The sequence below is a fragment of the Tardiphaga sp. genome (genome assembly GCF_041424195.1).
Classification (GTDB): Bacteria; Pseudomonadota; Alphaproteobacteria; order Rhizobiales; family Xanthobacteraceae; genus Tardiphaga.
In genome coordinates this window covers 102,374-126,481 of the sequence record NZ_JBGMOE010000005.1, presented here as the reverse complement: position 1 = coordinate 126,481, position 24,108 = coordinate 102,374, and the positions used below count along the sequence as shown (strand labels likewise).

Annotated in this window: 19 protein-coding genes; 8 read left to right on the top strand and 11 right to left on the bottom strand. The window is 63.6% G+C overall.

What is annotated here, in order from left to right; genetic code table 11:
* Positions 1 to 105 precede the first annotated feature (105 nt).
* Both alaS and ybaL read left to right on the top strand, forming a co-directional pair.
* Positions 106 to 2,787, top strand: a complete 2,682-nt coding sequence (alaS, locus tag ACEK02_RS00825) for an alanine--tRNA ligase (protein WP_371419916.1) — start codon at positions 106 to 108, stop codon at positions 2,785 to 2,787.
* A gap of 253 nt (positions 2,788 to 3,040) precedes the next feature.
* Complete coding sequence (gene ybaL / locus ACEK02_RS00820; RefSeq protein WP_371419915.1) at positions 3,041 to 4,735, top strand: YbaL family putative K(+) efflux transporter; 1,695 nt, start codon at positions 3,041 to 3,043, stop codon at positions 4,733 to 4,735.
* A gap of 22 nt (positions 4,736 to 4,757) precedes the next feature.
* Here ybaL and ACEK02_RS00815 read toward each other — a convergent pair whose 3' ends face one another.
* The 5 genes from ACEK02_RS00815 to ACEK02_RS00795 form a co-directional block, all read right to left on the bottom strand.
* A complete protein-coding gene (locus ACEK02_RS00815; RefSeq protein ID WP_371419914.1) occupies positions 4,758 to 5,462 on the bottom strand; it encodes an SDR family oxidoreductase in 705 nt (234 codons plus the stop codon).
* 38 nt (positions 5,463 to 5,500) lie between these two features.
* On the bottom strand, positions 5,501 to 7,564 hold the full coding sequence (locus tag ACEK02_RS00810; RefSeq protein ID WP_371419913.1) for a prolyl oligopeptidase family protein: 2,064 nt from the start codon (positions 7,562 to 7,564) through the stop codon (positions 5,501 to 5,503).
* 91 nt (positions 7,565 to 7,655) lie between these two features.
* Positions 7,656 to 8,870, bottom strand: coding sequence for an NADP-dependent isocitrate dehydrogenase (locus ACEK02_RS00805; RefSeq protein WP_371419912.1), 1,215 nt, complete (start codon positions 8,868 to 8,870; stop codon positions 7,656 to 7,658).
* 162 nt (positions 8,871 to 9,032) lie between these two features.
* Positions 9,033 to 10,757 carry a carbamoyltransferase C-terminal domain-containing protein gene (locus ACEK02_RS00800; RefSeq protein ID WP_371419911.1) on the bottom strand — a complete coding sequence of 575 codons (1,725 nt, stop codon included), beginning with the start codon at positions 10,755 to 10,757 and terminating at the stop codon, positions 9,033 to 9,035.
* Positions 10,758 to 11,007: 250 nt separating this feature from the next.
* Complete coding sequence (locus ACEK02_RS00795; RefSeq protein ID WP_371419910.1) at positions 11,008 to 12,738, bottom strand: alpha/beta hydrolase family protein; 1,731 nt, start codon at positions 12,736 to 12,738, stop codon at positions 11,008 to 11,010.
* 289 nt (positions 12,739 to 13,027) lie between these two features.
* Between ACEK02_RS00795 and ACEK02_RS00790 the strand changes: the two genes are divergently transcribed.
* The 4 genes from ACEK02_RS00790 to ACEK02_RS00775 all read left to right on the top strand — a co-directional run bounded on the left by ACEK02_RS00790 (position 13,028) and on the right by ACEK02_RS00775 (position 15,861).
* Entirely contained in the window at positions 13,028 to 14,242 is a 1,215-nt protein-coding gene (locus ACEK02_RS00790) for a TrmJ/YjtD family RNA methyltransferase (protein WP_371419909.1), read from the top strand.
* Positions 14,243 to 14,367: 125 nt separating this feature from the next.
* Entirely contained in the window at positions 14,368 to 15,186 is an 819-nt protein-coding gene (locus tag ACEK02_RS00785) for an oxaloacetate decarboxylase (protein ID WP_371419908.1), read from the top strand.
* Positions 15,187 to 15,240: 54 nt separating this feature from the next.
* Positions 15,241 to 15,510 carry a type II toxin-antitoxin system ParD family antitoxin gene (locus ACEK02_RS00780; RefSeq protein WP_371419907.1) on the top strand — a complete coding sequence of 90 codons (270 nt, stop codon included), beginning with the start codon at positions 15,241 to 15,243 and terminating at the stop codon, positions 15,508 to 15,510.
* A gap of 3 nt (positions 15,511 to 15,513) precedes the next feature.
* Entirely contained in the window at positions 15,514 to 15,861 is a 348-nt protein-coding gene (locus tag ACEK02_RS00775) for a type II toxin-antitoxin system RelE/ParE family toxin (RefSeq protein WP_371419906.1), read from the top strand.
* Positions 15,862 to 16,256: 395 nt separating this feature from the next.
* Here ACEK02_RS00775 and ACEK02_RS00770 read toward each other — a convergent pair whose 3' ends face one another.
* From ACEK02_RS00770 to ACEK02_RS00745, 6 genes are all read right to left on the bottom strand, one after another.
* Entirely contained in the window at positions 16,257 to 17,663 is a 1,407-nt protein-coding gene (locus tag ACEK02_RS00770) for a hypothetical protein (protein WP_371419905.1), read from the bottom strand.
* Positions 17,660 to 17,902, bottom strand: a complete 243-nt coding sequence (locus tag ACEK02_RS00765) for a hypothetical protein (RefSeq protein ID WP_371419904.1) — start codon at positions 17,900 to 17,902, stop codon at positions 17,660 to 17,662. The genes ACEK02_RS00770 and ACEK02_RS00765 overlap by 4 nt, the downstream gene beginning before the upstream one ends.
* 204 nt (positions 17,903 to 18,106) lie before the next feature.
* Positions 18,107 to 18,391 (bottom strand): helix-turn-helix domain-containing protein, encoded by a 285-nt coding sequence (locus ACEK02_RS00760; RefSeq protein WP_371419903.1) that lies wholly within the window; start codon positions 18,389 to 18,391, stop codon positions 18,107 to 18,109.
* The gene (locus ACEK02_RS00755; RefSeq protein ID WP_371419902.1) at positions 18,388 to 18,717 is read right to left on the bottom strand and encodes a type II toxin-antitoxin system RelE/ParE family toxin; all 330 of its coding nucleotides are present in this window, start codon (positions 18,715 to 18,717) and stop codon (positions 18,388 to 18,390) included. Before ACEK02_RS00755 ends, ACEK02_RS00760 begins: the two co-directional genes overlap by 4 nt.
* Before the next feature lie 68 nt (positions 18,718 to 18,785).
* Positions 18,786 to 19,490: a hypothetical protein gene (locus tag ACEK02_RS00750; protein ID WP_371419901.1), complete on the bottom strand. Its 705-nt coding sequence runs from the start codon at positions 19,488 to 19,490 to the stop codon at positions 18,786 to 18,788.
* A gap of 135 nt (positions 19,491 to 19,625) precedes the next feature.
* The gene (locus ACEK02_RS00745) at positions 19,626 to 21,527 is read right to left on the bottom strand and encodes a sigma 54-interacting transcriptional regulator (protein WP_371419900.1); all 1,902 of its coding nucleotides are present in this window, start codon (positions 21,525 to 21,527) and stop codon (positions 19,626 to 19,628) included.
* A 166-nt stretch (positions 21,528 to 21,693) separates the two neighbouring features.
* Here ACEK02_RS00745 and ACEK02_RS00740 point away from each other — a divergent pair, with 166 nt between their 5' ends.
* Together ACEK02_RS00740 and ntrB are read left to right on the top strand one after the other, a co-directional pair.
* The gene (locus ACEK02_RS00740; protein ID WP_371419899.1) at positions 21,694 to 23,079 is read left to right on the top strand and encodes a CmpA/NrtA family ABC transporter substrate-binding protein; all 1,386 of its coding nucleotides are present in this window, start codon (positions 21,694 to 21,696) and stop codon (positions 23,077 to 23,079) included.
* Between the two features lie 155 nt (positions 23,080 to 23,234).
* On the top strand, positions 23,235 to 24,074 hold the full coding sequence (ntrB, locus tag ACEK02_RS00735) for a nitrate ABC transporter permease (RefSeq protein WP_371419898.1): 840 nt from the start codon (positions 23,235 to 23,237) through the stop codon (positions 24,072 to 24,074).
* Positions 24,075 to 24,108 lie beyond the last annotated feature (34 nt).

Below are 24,108 nucleotides of genomic sequence, written 5' to 3'. Positions count from 1 at the left end.
ACAGGCCTAGTGCCGCCGGTCTAAAAGCAACCGGTTGTGGCATCAGCCGGCGGCTGGGCCGTGGGCGATTTTTAGGCGCCAGTTCTTGGGCGCAATGGGACTGATATGAGCGGCGTTAACGAGATCAGGTCGGCATTTCTGAATTACTTCGCTGCGAACGGTCACGAGATCGTGTCGTCGTCGCCGCTGGTGCCGCGCAACGACCCGACGCTGATGTTCACCAATGCCGGCATGGTGCAGTTCAAGAACGTCTTTACCGGCGTCGAGAAGCGGTCCTATCAGCGCGCCACCACGTCGCAGAAATGCGTGCGCGCCGGCGGCAAGCATAACGACCTCGACAATGTCGGCTACACCGCACGCCATCACACCTTTTTCGAGATGCTCGGCAACTTCTCGTTCGGCGATTATTTCAAGGAACGTGCGATCGAGCTTGCCTGGAACCTGATCACCAAGGAATACGGCCTGGCCAAGGACCGCCTGCTGGTCACGGTCTATTCCGAGGACGATGAAGCCTTCGCGCTGTGGAAGAAAATCGGTCTGCCGGATTCCAAGATCATCCGCATCCCGACCTCGGACAATTTCTGGCAAATGGGCGATACCGGCCCCTGCGGCCCATGTTCGGAAATCTTCTTCGATCATGGCGACAAGATTCCCGGTGGTCCTCCCGGCTCGCCCGATGAAGACGGCGACCGCTTCATCGAGATCTGGAATCTCGTCTTCATGCAGTTCGACCAGCTGGCGCCGGGCAACCGCGTGTCGCTGCCGAAGCCGTCGATCGACACCGGCATGGGCCTCGAGCGCATCGCTGCGGTGCTGCAGGGCAAGCACGACAATTACGACATCGACCTGTTCGTCGCGCTGATCCGCGCCATCGCCGATCTCACCGGCGCCGATCCGCAGGGACCGATGAAGGCCTCGCTGCGCGTCATCGCCGACCATCTGCGCGCGTCGTCGTTCCTCATTGCCGACGGCGTGCTGCCGTCGAATGAAGGGCGCGGCTACGTGCTGCGCCGGATCATGCGCCGCGCCATGCGTCACGGCCAGTTGCTCGGCGCCAAGGAGCCGCTGATGTGGCGCCTGGTGTGGGCGCTGGTGCGCGAGATGGGCCAGGCCTATCCGGAGCTGGTGCGCGCCGAGAGCCTGATCGAGGAAACGCTGCGGCTCGAAGAGACGCGCTTCCGCAAGACGCTGGATCGTGGTCTCGGTATTCTCGACGACAAGAGCGCGTCGCTGAAGAAGGGCGACATGTTCGACGGCGAGACCGCGTTCACGCTGTATGACACCTATGGTTTCCCGCTCGATCTGACCCAGGATGCGCTGCGCAACCGCGGCATTTCGGTCGATATCGCATCCTTCACCGATGCGATGGAAAAGCAGAAGGCCAAGGCGCGCGCGTCATGGTCCGGCTCGGGTGACACTGCGACCGAGACCGTGTGGTTCGGCCTGCGCGAAAAGCTCGGCGCCACGGAATTTCTCGGTTACGAGACCGAAAGTGCCGAAGGTGCGGTCACCGCACTGGTGAAGGATGGCAAGGAAGTCGACAGCCTCAAAGCCGGCGACACCGGCGCGATCGTTCTCAACCAGACGCCGTTTTATGCGGAGTCCGGCGGTCAGGTCGGCGATCTCGGTGTGATGACCGGCGAGGGTGTCACGTTCCGCGTCACCGAGACGCAGAAGCGCGCCGGGGATCTGTTTGTGCATATCGGCACGGTCGAGCAGGGCACGCTGAAAGCCGGCGCGGCGCTCGCGCTGGAAGTTGACCACGCCCGTCGCTCATCGATCCGCGCCAATCACTCGGCCACGCATCTGCTGCACGAAGCGCTGCGTCAGGTGCTCGGCGATCACATCGCCCAGCGCGGTTCGCTGGTGGCGCCGGATCGTCTGCGTTTCGACTTCGTCCATCAGAAGCCGATTACGGCCGAGGAACTGCGCCGCGTCGAGGACATCGCCAACAATGTCGTGCTGGAAAACGACGCCGTCACCACGCGCCTGATGGCGGTGGACGATGCGCGCGAGGCGGGCGCACGCGCGCTGTTCGGCGAGAAATATGGCGACGAAGTCCGCGTTGTCTCGATGGGCAACGCGCCGCGCGAGAGCGGCAGCAATGCACTCGGCTGGTCGGTCGAACTCTGCGGCGGCACCCATGTGCGTCGCACCGGCGATATCGGCATGATCTCGGTCACGGCTGAAAGCGCGGTGTCGTCCGGCGTGCGCCGTATCGAGGCGTTGACCGGCAACCACGCGCGTCATCATGCCAATGAGACGATGCAACTCGCCAAGACTGCCGCGAACGAACTTCGCACGACGCTCGACGACATGCCGGCGCGCATCGCCGCGTTGATGGACGAGCGCAAGAAGCTGGAGCGTGAACTCTCCGAGGCGAAGAAGACCATCGCCATGGGCGGCGGTGCTGCGGCCGGCGCATCGGCCGCTGGCGGCGCATCCGCGGACGTCAAGACGGTCGGCGACGTCAAGCTGATGGCCAAGAGCGTCTCGGGCATCGAGATGAAGGATCTCAAGAGCCTCGCCGATGCCGGCAAGAAGCAGCTTGGTTCGGGTGTTGTCGCGATCATCAATGTCGGTGAAGACGGCAAGGCCGGCGTCGTGGTCGGCGTCACCGAGGATCTGACCAAGCGCTTCAGCGCCGTCGATCTGGTGAAGATCGCCTCTGAAGCCCTTGGCGGCAAAGGCGGCGGCGGACGGGCGGATATGGCGCAGGCCGGCGGTCCGGACGGCGCCAAGGCCGATGCAGCGCTGAAGGCCATCGCAGCGGCGATCGGCGCCTGATCTTGTCATTCCGGCGCCGGGAACGCCGCTAGGCCGGCGTGAACCTCAGCCACTCCGCTTGGAGTGGCTGCGAATCCCGAAATGTTCACTATGTCGAGATTCCCGATTCGCGTGCGCGAAGATGCTCCCATGCCCCGGAATGACAACCACGTTACGCAAGTGCACCTCGCGATGACGTGACCGGTTGACGCTGCGACCATGAGTAGCCTCTGATGAGGCTGGCATCCCATGCGTCCATGCGGCAAAAAGCGACATGGAGCACAACACCCCCCTGATTTCGACAGTCGTCGTCGGCCTCGTGCTGGCTTTCATTCTCGGTCTGGTTGCGCAGCGTATTCGCGTTTCACCGTTGGTTGGATATCTTCTCGCCGGCGTGCTGATGGGGCCATTTACGCCCGGTTATGTGGCGGACCAGAACATCGCCAATGAACTCGCGGAAATCGGCATTATCCTGCTGATGTTTGGCGTCGGCCTGCATTTCTCGCTGAAGGATCTGCTCTCGGTCAGGAATATCGCAATCCCCGGCGCCATCGTGCAGATCGCCGTGGCGACGCTGCTCGGCATCGGCCTCGGCGAGGCACTCGGCTGGTCGTTCGGGGGCGGCCTTGTTTTCGGCCTCGCACTGTCGGTGGCTTCGACGGTGGTGCTGCTTCGCGCGCTGCAGGAACGACGTCTGGTGGACAGCGAGCGCGGCCGCATCGCCATCGGCTGGCTCATCGTCGAGGATCTCGCAATGGTGCTGACGCTGGTGCTGCTCCCGGCGATCGCAGGTCTGCTGAAAGGCGAGGGCAACGGTGCCGGCATGTCAGCACTTGCGATGCCGGTGCTGATCACGCTCGGCAAGGTCGCGGGCTTCGTGATCTTCATGCTGGTGGTCGGCCGCCGTGTCATCCCGATGCTGCTGCACTATGTGGCGCATACCGGATCACGCGAACTGTTTCGCTTGGCGGTGTTCGCCATCTCGCTCGGTGTCGCCTTCGGTGCGGCTATCGTGTTCGACGTATCCTTCGCGCTCGGCGCCTTCTTTGCCGGCATGATCCTCAGCGAATCCGAGCTCAGCCAGCGCGCCGCGAACGAGACGCTGCCATTGCGCGACGCGTTCGCGGTGCTGTTTTTCGTTTCGGTCGGCATGCTGGTCGATCCGGCGATCATCCTGCGCGAACCGCTGCCGCTGCTCGCCACCGTGTTCATCATCCTGTTCGGCAAATCGGCTGCGGCTTTCGGCATCGTGCGGCTGTTCGGCTATCCGACATCGACGGCGTTGACGATTTCCGCATCGCTGGCGCAGATCGGCGAATTCTCGTTCATTCTCGTCAGTCTCGGTGTGGGCCTCGGCCTGCTGCCGGATCGCGGTCGCGATCTCGTGCTCGCCGGCGCGATCATCTCGATCATGCTCAATCCGCTGTTCTTCGCATTGCTCGATCGCTTACTGGCCGACAAGGACGCGAAAGCAGCAGCGGCAGCGAGCGAAGCCGCTGCTGCGGACAGCAAGGAGAAAGCGGTCCCGCGCGTCCCGTTGCCGGAGACGCAGCTCAAGGATCACGTCGTGCTGGTCGGCCATGGCCGTGTCGGCAGCGTGGTCAGCAGAGCGCTGCGTTTGAATAATACGCCATTGCTGGTGATCGAGGACACGCCGGGTGTCGTCGAGCGTCTACAGAGCCTGGGTGTGGAAGTGATTACCGGCAATGCCGCGGCGCCCGACATGCTGCAAGCTGCGAATGTCATGGGTGCCAGGGGATTGCTGGTGGCGATTCCCGATGCGTTCGAGGGAGGGCAGATCGTCGCCAAGGCACGCGCCCTCAGCCCCACACTGCCGATCATCGCCCGCGCGCATTCCGAAGAAGAGATCGCGCATCTCAAGCATCACGGCGCGAATGTCGTGATCATGGGCGAGCGGGAAATCGCCAAGGCGATGCTGCTGCAGATCGCCGCGACGGGGGCGGTCTAGTCGCGCCGCCGCGATCGTGTCGTCACACCGATCGCGTCATGCCGCCATCGACGCGGATGTTCTGGCCGGTGATATAGCCCGCACCATCGGATGCGAGAAAGGCGACGGTGGCCGCGATCTCCTCGCTCTTGCCGTAACGCTGCATCGGCACGCTCTGGCGTCGCTCTTCAGTGGCCGGCAGGCTGTCGATCCAGCCGGGCAGCACGTTGTTCATGCGCACATTGTCGGCGGCGAAACCGTCGGCGAACAGTTTTGTGTAGGCCGCGAGGCCGGCGCGGAATACGGCTGATGTCGGAAACATCGCTGAGGGCTCAAACGCCCAGGCGGTGGAGATATTGATGATCACGCCGGCCTTCTGCTTCTGCATGATCGGCGTCACCAGCCGCGTCGGACGGATCACGTTCATTAGATAGACATCCATGCCGGTGTGCCACTGCTCGTCGGTGATATCGAGCAGCGGCGCACGCGGACCATGGCCGGCGCTGTTCACCAGCGTATCGATGCGCCCCCATTTCTCCAGCGCGCCATCGACCAGCCGCTTCAGGTCGTCGTTCGATTGATTTGAGCCCGTGACGCCGATGCCGTCGAGCTCTTGTGCAAGCGCTTCTCCCTTGCCGGACGATGACAGGATCGCAACCTTGAACCCGTCGGCTGCAAGGCGGCGCGCCGATGCAGCGCCCATGCCGCTTCCGCCTGCGGTGATGACGGCGACTTTGCTGGCTGGCATGAGGTGGTCTCCCTGAATGTTTTTATGATCCTATCGCTTTAGCGGCAAATCGTCCGCCGCAGAAACGCAAACCCCAATGCCTGGCTCTGCGCCTGCTTGGTATTGTCCACTGCGCCCGAGTGTCCACCCGCCACGGTCTCATTGAACCAGACGGGATAGCCAAGCGCTTCGAGCTTCGCTGCCATCTTGCGGGCATGGCCGGGATGGACGCGGTCGTCGGTGCGGTTGGTGGTGATGAAGATCGGCGGATAATTCTGGCCTGCCGCAGCGAGATGATAGGGCGAGTATTTCTGCAGATAGGCCCACTCGTCGGGAATTTCGGGATCGCCATATTCGGCGATCCAGCTCGCGCCGGCGAGCAGCCTGGTATAGCGCGCCATGTCGAGCAGCGGCACGCTGCACCAGACGGCGCCGAACAATTCCGGATAGCGGGTCAGCATGTTGCCGACGAGTAGTCCGCCATTGCTGCCGCCGTGACAGGCGAGCTTCTGCGCCGTCGTTGTACCTGATGCAGCGAGATCTCGCGCTACAGTCGCGAAGTCGTCATGGGCCACATGCTTGGTGATCTTGCGCGAAGCCAGATGCCACGCCGGGCCGAACTCACCACCACCGCGGATATTGGCGACGGCGTAGAGATGACCTTGTTCGAGCCACAGTTTGCCCGCGATGCCCATATAGGCGGGCGTCAGCGATATCTCGAAACCGCCATAGCCATAGAGAATCGTCGGCCGAGGCGGGGCGCCGGCAGAAAGATTCTTGCCGATCAGGAAATAGGGGATCCTGGTGCCGTCCGCCGCGACCGCATGGCGCTGCTGTACTTCGATGCCCTCGGGATCGAAATTGGGCGGCGAGCTCTTCAGCGGCTCGGGCGCGCCCTGGCCGTTCCACAGCGCCGTGGTGGTCGGCCTGTCGAAGCCGGTGACAGTGAGGAGCAAATCGGTCCCCAAATCCGGATCGTCCTCGCCGCCGAAATTCTGTGCCGAGATCGAAGCGTTGTCGGGCAAGCCGGGCAATGGCGCTTCTTGCCACCCAGCTTCGCTCCGTTGCAGCAGCGCGAGGCGGCCGCGGACGTTGTCGAGGATTTCGAGCACGATGCCGTGCCGGGTCTCCGACCATGACTGCAGCGCCCGGGTCGGTGTCGGCGTGAAGACGATCTCGAAATCGCGGGCACCGGCCAGGAAACGGTCGAAGTCGATGACGGCGAGTGCGCCGGTCGGGATCGTCTGGTCGCCGACGGTCCAGTCCTGCTTCGGGCTGATCAGGAGATCGTCCGCTTCCGCCGAGACCGAGACTTCTTCCGGCAATTCGAGGCGCAGGCGTTTTCCCGCATGAGGGCCATGCTTGCGCTCGACGAAGATATGCGAGCGCGTGAAATCCAGCGCGCGCCAGTACATCACGCCTTCATGGCTTGGTCGGCGGTTGACACCGAACCAGGCGGCGACGTCCTGCTTCTCGACCTCGAAGACGGTTTCAGCCGCAGCGAGTGGCGTGCCGCGCGTCCATTTGCGTACGGTGCGGGTATAGCCGGCCTCCGTGCTGTCCTCGGGCGTCTGCGCACTGCCGAGCAGCAGCGTGTCCTGATCGACCCAGCTCACCTGCGTCTTGGCCTTCGGAATGATAAAGCCGTCGGCAACGAAGCTCTTGCTGGGAATATCGAACTCACGAACCTCAATGGCGTCAGTGCCGTTGAACGACAGGCTGATCAGCGCGCGAGTCTTGTCCGGCGAACGCGCAGCACCTGCGAAGGCCCAGGAGATGCCTTCCGCTTTGTTGAGCGCGTCGATATCGAGCAGCACGTCCCAATCGGGGGCATCGGTCTTGTAGCTTTCCAGCGTCGTGCGACGCCATAATCCGCGCGGATGCTGCGCATCTTTCCAGAAATTATAGAGATGCTCGCCGGACTTGCCGACGAACGGGATGCGATCGTCGGCGTCGAGGATCTTCATGACCGCGTCGAAGTCGCGCCTGTAGTTATCGTCGCAGAGAAAGCCATCGGTGCGCGCATTCTGCGCCTCGACCCAGGCCACGGCCTTGTCGCCCTCTATCTCCTCGAGCCAGAGCAGGGGATCGTCATGGCCGTCGGCGGGATTTGGCGCAGTCATGGGTCACCTCGAATACGGACGTCTCAAAAGAAAGTCCGGGCGCCTGAGGCAGCCCGGACTTTCGGATGGTGCAGTCAGGAGAGGGCGGAAATCAGGCCGCCAGCGCCTTGGTCAGGTTTTCCGCGACCTTGTCGAGGAAGCCCGTGGTCGAGAGCCAGCGCTGGTCGGCGCCGACCAGGAGCGCGAGGTCCTTGGTCATGTAGCCGGCTTCGACGGTGTCGACGCAGACCTTTTCGAGGGTCTTGGCGAACTTGGCCAGTTCGGCATTGTTGTCGAGCTTGGCGCGATGGGCGAGGCCCTGGGTCCAGGCGAAGATCGACGCGATCGAATTGGTCGAGGTTTCCTTGCCCTTCTGGTGCTCGCGATAGTGGCGGGTCACGGTGCCGTGGGCAGCTTCCGCTTCCACGGTCTGGCCGTCCGGGGTCATCAGCACCGAGGTCATCAGGCCGAGCGAGCCGTAGCCTTGCGCCACGGTGTCGGACTGCACGTCGCCGTCATAGTTCTTGCAAGCCCAGACATAACCGCCGGACCACTTCAGCGCCGAAGCCACCATGTCGTCGATCAGGCGATGCTCGTAGGTCAGGCCCTTGGCCTCGAAGTCCTTCTTGAACTCGGCGTCGTAGATCTCCTGGAAGATGTCCTTGAAGCGACCATCGTAGACTTTCATGATGGTGTTCTTGGTCGACAGGTAGACCGGGTAGTTGCGGATCTTGCCGTAGTTCAGCGAGGCGCGGGCGAAGTCCTTGATGGATTCGTCGAGGTTGTACATGCTCATGGCGACGCCGGCGCCCGGGGTCTTGAACACCTCGCGCTCGATCACGGTGCCGTCCTCGCCGACGAACTTCATCGACAGCGTGCCCTTGCCCGGGAACTTGATGTCGGTGGCGCGGTACTGGTCGCCATAGGCATGGCGGCCGATGATGATCGGCTTGGTCCAGCCCGGCACCAGGCGCGGCACGTTCTTGCAGATGATCGGCTCGCGGAAGATCACGCCGCCGAGGATGTTGCGGATGGTGCCGTTCGGCGACTTCCACATCTGCTTGAGGCCGAATTCCTTCACGCGCGCTTCATCGGGGGTGATGGTGGCGCACTTTACGCCGACGCCGTATTTCTTGATCGCGTGAGCGGCGTCGATGGTGACCTGATCGTCGGTCTTGTCGCGGTATTCCATCCCGAGGTCGAAATACATCAGGTTGACGTCAAGGAAGGGGTTGATCAGCTTGTCCTTGATGTACTGCCAGATGATTCTCGTCATCTCGTCGCCGTCGAGTTCGACGACGGGGTTGGTCACCTTGATTTTTGCCATGGGAGATCGGGCCTTTAGCGCGTTGCGGGAGGGGTGATTTGTAGGGGGGCTATAGCACCGCGCCGGACCCGGCGAAAGCCGGGGCGTCATGCAGTTTCGGCGCAATTTCCAGCCCAAAACGCAGGCTGTTCTTGCTCAAAATGCAGCCTGCGCCGCGGTGCCCTACGCCGTGTCGCGCCGGTACAGGCCGCCCGTGGTCACCAGGAAGTCGATCCGCCCGTCGAGCAGCGCCCGCAGCGCCTCGGCCGGGCTGTTGACGATGGGCTCCTCATGCACATTGAAGCTGGTATTGACCAGCACCGGCAAGCCGCTGGCCTCGGCAAACCCCGCGACAATGTCATAATAGAGCGGATTGTCCGGGCGCGCGATCACCTGCGGCCGCGCGGATCCATCGACATGGACCACGGCGGGGATGCGGCCCCGCCATTCCGGCCGCACGTCGCAGGCGATGGTCATGTAGCGGCAGGCCCGCGCATTGACGGGATTGACGTCGAACACGTCCGCGGCACGCTCGGCGGTGATGACGGGGGCGAAGGGCATGAATTCGGACCGGCTCAACCGCTCGTTCAGGAGGTCGTGGGTGCCGCGCCGCGCCGGATTGGCGAGGATGGTCCGGGCGCCCAGCGCGCGGGGGCCGTATTCCATCCGGCCGTTATAGATCGCGCCGATTTCGCCCGCCACCAGCCGCGTCACTGCGCCCGCGACCGGCGCCTCGTCGACCCGGCGAATCCCCGGGGTGGCTGCGATGCCGGCGTCGAGCCCGGCCTGAAAATCGCGGCCGAGATAGACAGTCCCGAGATCGCGGCGGTGGTCCAGCCAGGGCGCCAGGCCGTCGCGCTGCATCAGGTGGGACAGCGCGCCGCCGATCGGCAGGCCGTCGTCACCCATTGCCGGGAAAATGAACAATTCATCGATCGGCAATTGCTCCGCCAGCAGGCGGTTGAGCTTGACGTTGGCGAACACGCCGCCGGACAGGCCGAGATGCCGCGCCGGATGCCGCTGCAACAGGCGCTGCAGCGACAGCAGCATGGTGTCTTCCAGCACCTTCTGGATCGACGCCGCAAAATCCTCCCGGCCGGCCTGTTTGGCCAGCCGGCGCATCAAGGCGTTCATCTGGTGATAGCTGCGAAAGCTGGACTGGATGCGTCCGTCCGGGGCCACCGAAAAATACCCGGCGATCGTCTCGGCCGCGGTCGGGTTCCCCATGGCCGCGAGCCCGGTCAGCTTGCCCTCGTGCCGGTTGGGGCGAAATCCGAGCGCCTTGGTCGCCGCGCTATAGGCGCGGCCCAGGCTGTCGACGGGATTTGGCAGGAACAGGCACTCGTCGTCGCCGTACACCGTCGTCAGGCGGTGATCGGCGAAGTGCCGGTAGCTGTAATTGACATTGTCGCCGCCGCCATCGGCCGTCACCAGCAGGGCATCCGGCCACGGGCTGTAGAACAAAGTGGGCAGCGCATGCGCTTCGTGGTGGTTGTAGAAATGGACCGCGGCGTCGTCGCGGAAACCGCCGTCGCGCCGCCATGCCGCGGCATCGAAGACGTCCTCAGTCCGCTGCGCACGGTAGCGATGCTGCTCGGCGCCGAGCAGCAGGCGGTCCTTGCCGACCCGGCTGCGATATTGCTCGTGCAGCCAGCGCAGGCCACCGAGCCGCGGGAAATAGGCCTTGGGAAACATCGCGCGGCTGGTGGCGACGACGTCGACATCGCGCCGGGTGGCGCCGGCGATCGAAAGCACCTCGTCGATGGCCGCATCGGGGTGCGTGCTGCCGTCGCTCTTGCGCCGGGTCAGTCGCTCCAGCGCGACGGCGGCCTTCAGCTCGTAATCTTCGAAAATGGCGGCGGCGGCGTCATGGACGCCGGAGTGAACGCTGAGGATAAGCTGGGGCATGAAGGCTGCAAGGTCATTCGCGGGAGGGGCACATTACCCGCCCCCTGCCATGACCGGCAACTCACGAGCGCATGGCCGGGAACCCGCCTTCATCCGGATGCCGGGCGGCAGGCAGGCCGCGAACACGGCACGGCATCGTCGCCGCATGAGAGCGGCACGGTCCGCGGCCTCGCGCGCATATCCCGGCGACAGCCGGGGGCGTCATGCGGTTTCAGCCCGATTCTGAACCCGAAACGCCGGCTGTTCGTGCTCAAAATGCAGCCTGCGTCGCCGTGCCCGCCACCACATACCAGGTCACCAGCAGGCTGCAGATCAAGGCTCCCGGCAGGCTCGAGCCCGTCCGCCGCCAGGTGAAGGTGGCAATCACGGCCACGATGGCCATTAGGGGCACGAACTGGATCGCCACGATGGTGTTGAGCGGCACCGAGGTGATCGTGGCCGGAGCGGGGTCGATCAACTGGCCGCTGAGGAACAGCGCGCCGTACTGGATGCCGAGCAACAGGACGAAACCGAAGGCCAGCGCGGCCATGTTGGTCAGGTAGACCGCCAGCCGGCTGGCTGACAGCGTCGAGAAGTTCCGGTGCATCACATGCAGGGCGATGACGAAGAACAGGGTGATCGGCGCGAGATAGATCAGCGCCATGAGCGCCTGTTTGCCGTTCATCAGCTTCAGCGCAACGATCCAGAACCGGAAATCGACGGTGAAGATCCGGTCGGCCAGCCATAGCGCTAGATAGCCCGCGGCAACGGTCACCACCGCGATGGCGATCGACAGGCCGATGATGCCGCGGCGGCTGGCGCGCTTCGGCGCGAACGGCATCAGCAGCAGCGCGATGGCGGCGTTGATCAGGGCCCAGACCACGATCTGGTTGGTGATCGCCTGCGGCAGCCAGGGCTGCGCCTTGACGTAGTTCCCGGCGAGCGTGAAGGCGGGATAATAAGTGAGGGCCGGGATCAGCACCGACAGCGCGAGGGCGCCGAGCCAGCGGCCGCGATTGACCGGGGTCTCGGCAGGCCGGGTGCCGTCGGCCGGTTCGGGCAGGATCAGCCGGGAGAACATCCGGGCTTCCAGCAGGCCGTCGAATATGCCGATCAGGAAGGCGACGAAGCCGAGCAAAGCGAGGCCGGTGCCGATCTCCTTGCGGAACCAGATCTGGTCATTGGCCGGGAGCGGCGTGCCCCCGGTGAGCGTCTTGCCGAACCAGTCCAGCGCATGGCCGATGGCCTCATGGGAGATGTGCTCGGCGGGGTGGGTGATCCCGGGGGTATAGAGCACCCGGGCAGTCCCCGCCGCGAGATCGCCATACACCTTTCCTGGCTCGACCGCCGCATTCGTGCCGAACAGCGCCCACAGCTTCGGGCTCGTGACCACGTCGCGGGCCTTCGGCACGCCCCACATCAGGGTCGAGAATTCCTCGTATTTGGCGAACACCAGCGCCAGGTTGCGCGGCCATGTCGGCGTGCCGTCGGCGGCGAAGGGTTTGCCGGTGGAGGAGCCTTCCAGCACCATGGCCTTGTAGTCGTTGGGCATGGCGGTGGCAGCGGCCAGTACCGTCCAGCCGCCCATCGAGTGGCCTTCGAGGCCGATATTGGCCTTGTCGACGGTGGCGAGACTGCGCAGATGCGCCAGTCCGTCCGGGCCGCCGAAGCCGTTCGAGAACGCCGGCCCGTCGCTATAGCCGTGGCCGGTCTGGTCCATCGCCAGCACCACATAGCCGCGGCGGGCAAATTCGATGGCAAAGCCGTCCTGGGTCTCGCGCGAATTGATATAGCCGTGGACGGCGAGGATGCCCGGCGCCGGGGTCTGCGGCGTGGCATTGGCGGGGGTGTAGAGCAGGGCACTCATGGTGTTGCCCTTGGCGCCCTTGAAGCGGATGTCCTCGACCTTGATGCCGCCGGAGGTCTGGGTGAGATGCGCCAGCAGGCTGCCGGCGACCATCATCACGGCGCCGACAATCGCCAATGTCCATCTTGCGCGCATCGCATTCCTCCCATAATCCCGCGCCAGCCCCACCAGCGATCGGGTTTGCGTGTAGTTTCGTTTTACGTTTGTTACTATCGCTAACCGAAAATAAAGCGAAAGCAAACGGGCTGCGCGCAGAGGCCGACAGGTTTTAGGGGACATCTACGCAAGCCCGGCCAAGCTCTTGTTAAAGCTTGGGAAAGCGTCGGGACTTAAAGACACCCGGCAGCGCCGGGATGAGGTGTTGAATCAAAACCTTCACGGGGTGATTCAACACCTTCAGAGATTGAATCAGAAAGTGAAGTGCATGTCCGGTTCAGGCACCGACTCGACCAAGGCGCATACCGACCTCGTCGGCCCCGTCGTCATCCTCGTCGAACCGCAGCTCGGCGAGAATATCGGCATGTGCGCGCGCGCCATGGGCAATTTCGGCCTGACCCGGCTGCGCATCGTCAACCCGCGCGACGGCTGGCCCAATGTCCATGCCCGCCGCGCCGCCTCCGGCGCCGACCATATTCTCGAGAAGGTCGAGCTGTTCGACACCGTCGCGCAGGCGGTGGCCGACTGCACTTTGCTGTTCGCCACCACCGCCCGCGCCCATGATCAGGCCAAGCCGGTGGTCGCTCCCGAGGCGGCCGCCGCCGAGACCATCGCCCATGTCGCCGGAGGTGCCACCGCCGGCATCATGTTCGGCCGGGAGCGTTACGGCCTCCAGAACGAGGAGGTGGCGCTGGCCAACCGGATCATCACCTTTCCGGTGAACCCGGCCTTCGCCTCGCTCAACCTCGCCCAAGCGGTGCTGCTCTGCGGCTATGAATGGTTCAAGCAGGCCACCTCCAACGCGCTGCCCTATGCGATGCCGGAGCGCTCCGAGCCGGCGTCGCAGCACCAGATGACGGCGTTCTTCGACAACCTTGTCGGCGAGCTCGACAAGGTCGAATTCCTGCGCCCGCCCGAGAAGCGCGACACCATGCTGGTCAATCTGCGCAATATCTTCACCCGGATGGAGCCGACCAAGCAGGACATGCACACGCTGCACGGGGTGGTGATGGCCATCGCCGAGGGCCGCAAGGGCCCGGCCAAGGGCGGCGTGCTGGACGGCGAACAGGCGACCCGGCTGCGGGCGCTGCTGGCCGAACATGGGAAGGGTGCGCAGCCGCATGAGAGCGGCACGGTGCGCGGGCTCGCCCGGCTGCTCCGCCGCAATCCCACCGATGCCGAGCGCCTGCTATGGGACCAGCTCAGGTCGGATCGTCGCTTCGCCGGCCAGTTCAAGCGCCAGACCCCGGTCGGCCGCCACATCCCGGATTTCGTCTCGTTCCCGCAGCGCATTGCCGTCGAGCTGGTCAATCCCGACGAGACCGAAGTCATTGTCAGCGACCGCGCGTCCCGGAAGGCCTGGCTGGAAGAGCGCGGCTATCGCGTGATCGCGATGCGGGCGGACGACGTGACGAGTGACATCGCGGCGGAGCTGGTTCGGCTTGAGGCGTTGCTCGCCAGCGGGATGCCGGGGCAGGGATGACCTGAAATCGGGTGGCGCTTCCGCCTTCGCTCTGCGAGCTACGGCGGACAAGCCGCTTGATCCGGGCTACGAACGATGTGACCAGCCGCGATCAACGCGGCGGTCGAAACAACGGGAGACGATGAATGACCATCTCCACCGCCGAGAAGCGCGCAAACTTCCGCAAGCTCCATGAGTCCGGCTGCTTCGTGCTGCCCAATCCCTGGGATGTCGGCAGCGCCCGCTATCTCGCGCATCTCGGCTTCAAGGCGCTGGCCTCGACATCAGCCGGCTATGCCTGGTCCACCGGCCGCCCCGACAACAAGGTCACCGCAGATGATGTCATCGAACATCTCGCTGATCTCTCCGCCGCGACCGATCTGCCGGTCAATGCCGATTTCGAGAACGGTTTTGCCGATGCCCCGGCCGGCGTCGCCGCCAATGTCGCCCGCGCGGTGAAGAGCGGCATCGCCGGCCTCTCCATCGAGAACTCCACCGGCAATCCCGCCAAGCCGCTCTATGACGACACTCTCGCCGTCGAGCGCATCAAGGCCGCCCGCGCCGCCATCGACAGCGTCGATCCCGCTGTGATGCTGGTGGCGCGCTGCGAAGGGTTTCTGCATGGCGAGCGCGACCTCAAGAAGACCACGGCGCGGCTCATAGCCTTCGCGGAGGCCGGCGCCGATTGCCTCTATGCGCCGGGCGTGGCCTCGGACGAGGAGATCACCACGCTGGTGAAAGCGCTCGGTGGCAAGCCGCTCAACGTTCTCACCGTGCAGCCGACCATGACCGTAGCGCATCTCGCCAGCCTCGGCGTCCGCCGCATCAGCGTCGGCGGCGCGCTGGCGCGCGTGGCCTGGGCGGGGTTCATGGCGGCGTCGCAGGAGATTGCGGGGCAGGGGACGTTTACGGCGTTCGCGCAGGGGGCGAAGGGCGGGGAGCTGAACAAGCTGTTTGGCGCCTAGCATTGGCAAAAATGGCCGATTGCGGTACTTTTCAGCTCAGGCGGAGATGTGGCCATGCCGACACGCAACATCCATCTGACGGACGAGCAGGACGCCTTTGTCGATGAGGTTGTCCGTGCGGGCAAATATGAGAATGCCTCTGAGGCGATGCGCGACGCGGTGCGCGGCTTGCAGCATCGCATCCAGGCCGACGAACTGAAGCTCGATCTGCTGCGCGCGCAACTTCAGGCCGGGCTCGCCGCGCTGGAGACCGGCCGTTTCACCGAGGTTGACGACGCCGATCTCGATGCCGCTCTGGACGACCTCGCCACGCACGCACCGTAAACCGTGGCGCGCTATCGCCTCTCCGAACCGGCGAAGGCGGATATTGCGGCGGTCCTGCGCACCAGTGAAGCCATGCATGGCGCTGACGCGCGGCTACGCTATCGCGCGCTGCTGACGGCGGCGCTGCGGCGGATCGCAGCCGATCCGGCTTCACCTGCGAGCGTCGATTGCAGCGATCTGTTCGCCGGGGTGCGCAGCTATCACATCCGCCACAGCCGCAGCGACAGTCGTGAGGCGCCGGTCGGTCACCCCGTTCATGTGATCTTTTATCGCGCGCAACGCGCCGGCATCATCGAGGTCGTCCGGGTGCTCCATGAGCGGATGCTGCCGGACCGGTATATGAGCAGTTGAGCGTGCAGCATCTCGGCAGCCCCGGCGTCCGCCACATCAGCGTCGGCGGCGCGCTGGCGCGCGTGGCCTGGGCGGGGTTCATGCAGGCGGCGCAGGAGATCGCCGGGAAGGGGACCTTTTCGGCCTTTTGCGCAGGGCGCGAAGGGCGGGGAGTTGAATGGGGTGTTTGCGGGGAAATAGTCAACTCGTCCGAAGCAATAAACTCGTCATTCCCTAGCACACCAATTGTTGTGCCTGAGGGCACGGCCGCGGCGCGCTATTCGGCCTCTCGATATCCGAGACCACGTTGCTCATCCCGATGCATACCGAGACCATGCAGATGCCGCTGCAGGATTCGTTGATTCCTCGCTTTGCAACATGGTGACGTTCTGACCCCAACATCTGGTCATGGGGGGCTACCAGACTTCATCCGGCATCCAAAAGAAGCTCTCTATGTGTCGATCAAATGCTTGGCGAATGTGTCGTTTATGCTGTGGCTTGTAGCGTCGCTGTACTTTGGCATGAAGATTAAGAAATCCAAGATAGATGCCTGCCAAATGCCGCTCTAGACGATAGAAGGCTTGACCGACGTCGTGATCTTCGACCGGATCTCCGTGTACAATGGCGCTTCGAATCTCGTAAGCGTGACGGACGTCATTCACAATTTGCGTTGCGGTGCCGCAGTCCGTCCGTCCACCTGCAAAAGCGCAACGCCAAGCGAGAGACTCTGCCTTGTTTTCTCTCGGAAGCGAGGCGAGTGCTTCCAGCGCCGAGACCATTCTTACCAATCGAATACGATCATGGGGTTCGCTGTATGTTTCTGCGATAAGTGAATTTGCGTATCGCAGGCGCTCCAAAACTGGGGAGCGTGCATCATCCCCCGATGCGAGCCAAGCAGCTAAGCTAGCGAGCATCCGAGATGCACTGCCAAGACTCTTGTCAAATTGATTAACCCAATCATCGCGAAGAACGCTTCCCCAAGGCCCGCGCGATAACCCTAAGTTGGCGCCACCGTTCTTGTCGAAGATTACCGTGACCTGCGAAGTTTCCCATACGAAGCCGTTGCCGATGCGAACGTCATCCATATGATGAAATCCAAATCGAATTCGGATCAGATTCAAGACATACTCCGCAACATCACGGGCCGCTTTCCATGCCATCGTCATTTCATGACGGTTGATGTCAACCAGCAGAAAATGATCATAGCGTTCGGAATATGATTGCCATTCCATGGCCGCGCCCTGATCAAATCCTTCGCCATCTTTGGCTTTCGCTAAGATCGCCGAAAGAAACTCTCTTTCGAACTCCGCTTTTGACAAGATAAGGGCAGGTCCGACGCGGAATCGTGTTGTTGTCGCCGAGGGTGCGAAGCATATGGGGAAGACATATTGGCCATCGAAGCGTGTGCACTCGGACAATCGCTTGATTGCACCCGCGACTATAGCGTGTTCTGAGATTATCCCGGTTCGTCGAGTCTTCTCTAGGTGAGAAAAATGTGCGTCAATTATGCTTTGTCTTGAGGTTTCAACGCTTACTCTTCTTTGCTCTCCGGTTCTTTGAAGAAGAAGTCTGGCTGCGCTCCACAGCAGCTGATTGCCTTCGCTATTTATCCAGTTGAACGGTCTTGATGAGAAGCCTAGTGGGTGTGTCCTTTTTAGTACGTCGGAGTACCAAAGACGATCCGCGTTGGCGGGCGGAATGTTTTTGAGCCACTCTGCTACAAAGGCGTCTACGGTTGCTTCGAGTTGCATGGTTAAATGCCAGTTGTTCCAAGCGGAGCCAGACGAACTGTGAGCCAGTACGCCGAAGGCCGCTGATTTCATTTCGTTCTATTTGATAAGAATACCATCGGGGCGTTTGGAAGATGATGGTCTGAATTCGGCATTAGCGTCAGGCGATTAACAGTGTTGTCTTCAATGCTTCTACGCAGGAAGGCCCAAGACATCGTGGCATCCTTGATGACGATCGCCTGTTGATGAATCTTCCTTTGCTTGAGTTCGCGAGCGTTCCTGAGCTTCATGGTTGGGTTTTCCGCCGGCGTGGGGCGGAGCGGGATGGGCATGTGCGTGAGCGGCGCCTAATCAGTCCCAGCTAATCGCCCCCTACACCCTCCGCCGCTTCCCCCTCGGCCGCAACGCCGGATGATCCCGCTCCGGCGGCGTATGCGCGTCTTCCAGCAGGGCCATCGCCTCGTCGGGGATGCATTGACGCCGCCGCTGCGCCCATACGGGCTACTTGGGGCGGGCGAGTCTTTGCGCAGCCCGGATCACGCCGCCGGTTTGCCGACCCGCCACTCCACGGTCAGCCCCGCTTCCGTCGCCAGGATCATCAGCGCGTCCAAGCTGAACTTGTCGATCCGCCCGCGCAGCAGGTCGTTCATGCGCGGCTGTGTCACGCCGAGCCGTTTCGCTGCTTCGGCTTGCGTCACCTTCCAGCCGTCCACCGCATCGCGGATGGCGATCATCAGGCCGGAGCGCGCCTTCATGTTTGCGGCCTCTGCCGGCGTGTTTTCAAGAGCGTCCCAGACGCTGTCGAAACGTTGTTCGGTCATCGTCGAGTCCTCCGCATCAATTCCCTGAACCTGATGGTGGCGAGCTCAAGGTCGCGCTTCGATGTCGCTGGCGTCTTCTTGGCGAAGGCGTGCAGCACATAGACGGCATCTGCGAGCGTGGCGATATAGATCACCCGAAAGGCGCCGGTCGCGTCACGCACGCGGATTTCCCTGACGCCGGCACCGATTGTGGTCATCGGCTTCCAGTCGTCGGGATCGAGACCACGCTGCAGCCTGTCGATCTGGAAACCCGCCTCTCGGCGCGCGCTGTCGGGAAATGCGCGCACCTCGTCGAGGGAGTTTCCGATGAAGGACACCGGCTTCATGACATGAATTATATCAGGTTTGATATAAGAAATCTACCGCGGCTTTGCTGCTTGTCGCGCCCCCGGCCCTACAACCTCCGCCGCGGTCCCCTCGGCCGCAGCGCCGGGTGGTCCCGCTCCGGCGGCGTATGCGCGTCCTCCAGCAGGGCCATCGCCTCATCGGGGATGCGGTCGATATTGACGCCGCCGCAGCGCATCTGCCACAGCGCCTTGCGGATGGCAGCGTCGCGGTCGATCCAGTCCTGGCCGGTGCGCGCCGGTGAATCGGCGCGGCGGCGCGGGCGGCGGTTGCCCATATATTCCCGCCGCGCCATCTTCAGCACCTCCATGGCCTGGATCAGCCGGTCGAGATCGACCGCAGGGCTGTTCCACAGCTCGCTGGCGCAACGCTCGGCCAGCTGATGGAGCTTGTTGCCCAGCATGCGCAGCTTCAGCCGGCGGCCAGCGCGGGCGGTCGGCACCGTGTCGCTGGCACGGGGCGCAAACGGGTGACGCTGCCAGCCGCCGTCGCGCGCCCAGCGCCCGACCGTGCCCGCGGTGGCGCCGGTCCGCGCCGCGATCTGCTTGTAGGTCAGCGTCGTCTCCTCGATCAGCCGGCGCGTCGCGGCCACCGTCGCATTGGTGTGAAGCCGCTTGCAGCCCTTCGGACGGCCGGGAACGGGCGGCGGCCCGTCATCAACATCAGGCGTGATCCGAAGGCGCAGCACGGGCTCGTCATACGCGTCGCTGACGCGGGGCCGGTTGTTGAAAAGAGGATTGAGGGGATGTGCCATGAAGTGGATTATATACCCAATCGCGGAGGTTGCAAGCGGGGCTTCACTTAACCTCTCCCCGCCACGCGCGAAGCGAAGCTTCGCACGGGAGCGGGGAGAAGGAGCGCACGGCCGGTGCGCCGTCCCGGCTGAGTGTCAGCCAGCCCGTCCGCGCCCCGCCCCGATCCCCAGCACCTTCATGCGCGACGCCAGCGTGGTCGGCTTCATGTCGAGCAGTTCGGCCGCGCCGCCGGGGCCGAACACCTTGCCTGATGTCGCGGCAAGCGCCGCGAGGATGTTGCTGCGTTCGTGATCGCGCAGTTCGGCTGAGGTCATCACCGCCGGCCGGGCGTCGGATTTCACGCGATGCGCGCCCGCGGCGTGATGCGGGCCGGGCGTATCGGGCAGGTCGATCCGCAGGCGGCCGTTCTGCGCCAGGATCACCGCGCGCTCGATGACGTTCTGCAGCTCGCGCACATTGCCGGGCCAGTCGTAGCGCGAGAGTTTTCGCGCATCGCCCTCGGACAGCCGCAGGTCCGACTGCAGCCGCTCGCTGAGCAGGAAGTGCTGCGCCAGCAGGGGAATGTCCTCGCGGCGGTCGCGCAGCGGCACCGACTCCACGGGGAAGACGTTGAGCCGGAAATACAGGTCTTCGCGAAACCGCCCGCGCGCCACTTCCTGTTTCAGGTTGCGGTTGGTAGCGGCGATGACGCGGACATCGACGGAGCGGGTGCGTTCCTCGCCGACACGCTCGAAATTGCCTTCCTGCAACACGCGCAGCAGCTTGCCCTGCAGTTCCAGCGGGATTTCGCCGACCTCGTCGAGAAACAGCGTGCCTCCATCGGCGAGCTGAAAGCGGCCGATGCGATCGCGCACCGCGCCGGTGAAGGCGCCGCGGACATGGCCGAAGAATTCGCTCTCGAACAATTCGCGCGGGATCGCCGCGCAATTGACGCGGATCAGCGGCCGGTCGCGGCGGCCCGACGCCTCATGGATCGCGCGGGCGATCAGCTCCTTGCCGGTGCCGGACTCGCCGGTGATCATCACCGCCGCCGTGGTCGGCGCCACCAGCTTGACCTGCCGCAGCGTTTTCTGGATCGCCTCGGACTGGCCGATGATGCCGCGCGGATTGGTCTCGATGCGGATTTCCTCCTGCAGATAGGCGTTTTCCAGTTCGAGACGCTCGCGCAGGCGATCGACCTCGGCCAGCGCGGCATGCAGCTTTTCATCGGCCTCGCGGCGCTGGCTGACATCGCGAAACACGATGACGGCGCCGACCACCATGTGGCGGTCGCGGATCGGGGTGGAGGTGTATTCGACCCAGACCGGCGTGCCGTCTTTTCGCCAGAACACCTCGTTGTCGACATTGTGCACGGCGCCGTCGCGAAACGCCGCATAGATCGGACAGTCGTGATCGGGATAGTGGCTGCCGTCGTGATGGCTGTGATGCACGATGGGGTGGATTTCCTTGCCGACGAGTTCATCGGCGGTCCAGCCCAGCATGCGCTCGGCGGCGGGATTGACGAAGGTGGTCTTGCCATCGGCATTGACGCCGTAAATGCCTTCGCCCGCCGCGCGCAGGATCAGCTGGTTCTCGCGTTCGATGTCCTGAAACACCCGCTCGACGCGCTGCCAGGCGGCAATGCCGCCGCGCATGTGATCCTCGGCGGCGGCGTCCACATGGCGACGGCGGCGCTGTTCGAGATCGCTCATGGTGAGCAGCAGCAAGCTGCGCTCACCCTGCGGCACCAGCGATCCGGCATATTCGAGCCGCAACGCTTCGCCGGTGGCGTGGCGCGGCGTCAGCGTGTTGGTCCAGTAGGAGCCCTTGGCCAGCACCGCCTGGGTGAACACGATCAGCGCCGGCAACTGGCCCGCATGCAGCGCGCTGATCTTGGTCTGGCGCAGCAGTGCGCGGTCATAGCCGAGCAGGGTGCAGGCGGCCGGATTGGCGTCGATGATCTGGTCGGCATGGGGATCGAGCAGCAGCGTCGGCTCGACCGAATAATCGAAGGCGATGGTGCGCAGATCAGGCGAGTGGGCCGTTGCCACATCCATCGGCAAAACTCCGAAAATTCGTAATCAGGCTACGAATTTTCGTGTAGCACGAATTTTCGTAATCGCCAATGAAGGACCGAAATGCCTGCGGCGATTGGACATTCCGGCCAACGCTGCGCTGGCACACTCCTTGCGTAAATGACCCCAGCGTCACCGAGGAGGTCACATGTCCACATTCGACAATCCGTTCGATCCCGCCCGCCGCTTGCGCACCGGCGCCTGCAGTTGCGGCCAGCACGCCAGCCAGTCCGAGCATGAGGCCACGCTGCAGCTTCGCTGCGACATTCCCGAGAGTGAGGACAAGCGCTACGAGGGCGTCGTCGCCTCGGCGGTGATGCGCGCGGTGTTCCCGAAGGACGTCGCGCGCCGCGCCTTCCTGAAGTCGGTCGGCGCGTCCAGTGCGCTGGCGGCGCTGTCGCAGTTCTTCCCGATCAAGACCGCCACTGAAGTGTTCGCGCAGGGCGCGGGCAAGCTGGAAAAGACCGACCTCAAGGTCGGCTTCATTCCGATCACCTGCGCGACGCCGATCATCATGGCCGATCCGCTTGGATTCTATAAGAAGCAGGGCCTCAATGTCGACGTGGTGAAGACCGCCGGCTGGGCCGTGATCCGCGACAAGACCATCAACAAGGAATATGACGCCGCGCATATGCTGGCGCCGATGCCGATCGCGATTTCGCTCGGCCTCGGCTCGCAGCCGATCCCCTATACGGTGCCGGCGATCGAGAACATCAACGGCCAGGGCATTACCCTCGCCATGAAGCACAAGGACAAGCGCGACCCGAAGGACTGGAAGGGCTTCAAGCTCGCCGTCCCCTTCGACTATTCGATGCACAACTATCTGCTGCGCTACTATCTCGCCGAGCACGGCATCGATCCCGATACCGACATCCAGATCCGCTCGGTGCCGCCGCCGGAAATGGTCGCCAATCTGCGCGCCGACAATATCGATGGTTTTTTGGCGCCCGACAATATCTGCCAGCGTGCGATCTATGACGGCGTCGGCTTCATGCATATCCTGTCGAAGGAGATCTGGGACGGCCATCCGTGTTGTTCGTTTGCGGCGAGCCGCGAATTCATCACCACGTCGCCGAACTCCTTCGCCGCGCTGACGCGCGCCATCGTCGATGCCACCGCCTATGCGTCCAAGGCGGAGAACCGCAAGTCGATCGCCGAGGCCATCGCGCCGGCCGCCTATCTCAACGCGCCGCCGGTGGTGCTGGAGCAGGTGCTGACCGGCACCTATGCCGACGGGCTCGGCGGCATCAAGGCCGATGCGAAGCGCGTCGATTTCGATCCGTTCCCCTGGCAGTCCTTCGCGGTGTGGATGATGACCCAGATGCAGCGCTGGGGCCAGATCAAGGGCGACGTCGATTACAAGGGCGTCGCCGAACAGATCTATCTCGCCACCGACACGGCCAAGGTGATGAAGGAGATGGGCCTCACGCCGCCGGCGACCGCCTACAAGTCGTTCGCCGTGATGGGCAAGAGTTTCGATCCGGAAAAGCCGAAGGAATATCTGGCGAGTTTCAAGATCAGGAAGGCGACGTAAACGATGGCGCGCGCTGGATTCTTCACCTCCCCCTTGAGGGGGGAGGTCGACGATACGAAGTATCGGCGGGTGGGGGTGAGGGCCGCGCCGCTATCACCCCACCCCGGCTGCTTCGCAGCCGACCCTCCCCCTCTAGGGGAGGGTGGAGACCACGCATGACCTTCTCCCTTCGCTTCCGCGCGGCCGTCGTGTCCATCGCGATCTTCCTCGCCTTCATCGGCGTGTGGCATCTCGCCACGCGTTCGACGGCGGCGACCACCACCATGTCGCCCGAATACGCAAAACTGATGGGCCTCACGGCGACATCCGGCAAATCGGCGATGCCGGGGCCGCTCGATGTCGGCGCCAAACTCTGGGAGCACCTGAAGCGGCCGTTCTATGACAACGGGCCGAACGACAAGGGGCTCGGCATTCAGCTCGCCTATTCGATCGGCCGCGTCGGGCTCGGCTATCTCATCGCCGTGATCGTCGCGATCCCGCTCGGCTTCCTGATCGGCATGTCGCCGCTGATGAACAAGGCGCTCGATCCCTTCATCCAGGTGCTGAAGCCGATCTCGCCTTTGGCATGGATGCCGCTCGCGCTCTACACCATCAAGGATTCCAGCCTCTCTGCGATCTTCGTGATCTTCATCTGCTCGGTCTGGCCGATGCTGCTGAATACGGCCTTCGGCGTCTCCGCCGTGCGCAAGGAATGGATCAATGTGGCGCGCACGCTGGAAGTCGGCACCTTCCGCCGCGCCTTCACCGTGATACTGCCGGCAGCGGCACCGACCATTCTCACCGGCATGCGCATTTCCATCGGCATCGCCTGGCTGGTGATCGTCGCAGCGGAGATGCTCGTGGGCGGGACGGGGATCGGTTACTTCGTCTGGAACGAATGGAATAATTTATCGATTACCAATGTGATTATCGCGATCTTGATGATCGGGATCGTCGGCATGTTGCTCGACCAGATATTAGCACGCTTCACCAAAATGGTTACGTTTCCGGAGTGAGGCGATGCGATTTGTAATCTTGATGAATGCCGCT